At 77.4% G+C, this 1,519-nt stretch carries 2 protein-coding genes; one reads left to right on the top strand and one right to left on the bottom strand.

Translation table 11 applies throughout. The features are described from left to right. A partial coding sequence (locus J7523_RS20365) for a DUF1345 domain-containing protein (protein ID WP_291890617.1) occupies positions 1-421 on the bottom strand: 421 nt, incomplete at its 3' end. Between the two features lie 207 nt (positions 422-628). Between J7523_RS20365 and J7523_RS20360 the strand changes: the two genes are divergently transcribed. Then, positions 629-1,315 (top strand): hypothetical protein, encoded by a 687-nt coding sequence (locus tag J7523_RS20360; RefSeq protein WP_291890615.1) that lies wholly within the window; start codon positions 629-631, stop codon positions 1,313-1,315. The last annotated feature ends 204 nt before the right edge of the window (positions 1,316-1,519 follow it).

Here is a 1,519-nt window from a genome sequence, read left to right as displayed (position 1 = left end):
ACCACATGCGGGCGTACCGCATCGCGTAGACCGTGTGCAGCGAGGTCCAGGACGCCACGACGGCGACGAGCGCGGCGGCGAGCGCGACGACGCGCCCCCGGTCGTGCGTCGCGAGCACGACACCCACGCCGGCGAGGCTCATGACCCCGGCGACCAGCACGATCGCGTGCGTCGCGAACCGGGTCGGCTCCTCGCGGGTCGCGTGGGTGCGCGTCTGCTCGGCGTCGAGCGGCCAGCAGAACGCCCACGTCCACACGGCGTAGACGAGGCCGGTGGTGGCCCAGCCGCCCAGCACCGCGGCGACGACGGACGACCACGGCACGGCCGTCTGCACGACGAGCGTCACGACGACGCCCGCGACGGCGGCGACCACGAGCCGCGTCGCCGGTGTCACGTCCCCGCGTGCGACGTCCCTGGCCACGGCCCCATCCAACAGCGCCCCGGCCGCGCGCGCACGGACCGGGGCAGGTGCGTCCTCCCCGTCCGGTACGCGCGGGCCGGGGCGGGCGGGCCCGTGCGCCGACCGCCCGGGCGGACCTCGGTGCCTCACCTCGGCGGCGCCCGGGTGCGCGTCGGGCACGGACGGAGGTCCCGTGCGGCGGTGGGCGGCCGCTGCCAGTGTCGGGCCATGTCGACGAGCACCCGCCCCGCGCCCGACCTCGGCACGGCGGCCCGGTGGCGCAACCTGGCGCTGTACGTGTTCGCGGTCTTCGGGTGGGAGCTCGTGGTGGGGCTCGCGCTCGACGACGCGATCCGCGGCGTGGTCGGCGACCGGTGGGCGCCCGCCGCGCACTGGCTCGTCACCGCCGCCGGGTGGCTCGTCGGGGCGCTGCTGCTCCTGCGGCACGCGCCGTGGCGTGCCGACGACCCCGTGGCGACAGCCGCGGGTCCCGGGCGCGCGCGTCGTGCCGCGTACGCCGCCGCGGCTCTGGTGCTCGCCGTCGGGTCGCGCGCGGCCCTGACGCACGAGTGGAAGCCCCTCGCCGAGGCGACCCGGCTGCACGACGACGTCGGCAGCGCCTTCGCGCCCAGCCTCGCGGCGCTCGTCGTGTACTACCTCGCCGAGGTGCTGGTGATCGTGACGTTGCTCGGCTACGGGCAGCGGTGGGGCGAGGCCGCCCGGGGGCGGCCCGACGTGCCGTGGGGCGGGTTCGTGCTCGCCGCCACGTGGGGGCTCGTGCACGTGCTCCTGCAGGGACCCGCCGGCGGGGCGTACGCGATGGGGGCCGCGGTGCTGTACGGCGTGCTGCACCGTGCGGTGCGCGGTCGCCTGGGCCCGACGTACGCGCTCGTCGCCGCCGCGTTCGTGCTGTAGCGAGGCCCCGGGACGCCCGAGGTGTGACCAGGGGTGGTCCTGGCGCGTGCGCGCGGGCTAGGGTGCCTCCATGTTCTCGGTCCGGGTGTGTTGTCGCTGAGCTGACGACCCCGCGCGCGTGCGGCACGGCCCACGCGACGCACCCCGTTCGACCCGAGGGAACTCCCCGTGGCTCAGCCCGTCCTCGCGCCCACGCGCGCGACC

The organism is Cellulomonas sp., from assembly GCF_017744555.1.
Classification (GTDB): domain Bacteria; phylum Actinomycetota; class Actinomycetes; order Actinomycetales; family Cellulomonadaceae; genus Cellulomonas.
This window is presented reverse-complemented; position numbering and strand designations above follow the sequence as displayed.

Excerpts from the sequence above, each read along its gene's own strand:
- J7523_RS20360 (WP_291890615.1), top strand. The coding sequence starts at position 629 with ATGTCGACGAGCACCCGCCCCGCGCCCGACCTCGGCACGGCGGCCCGG.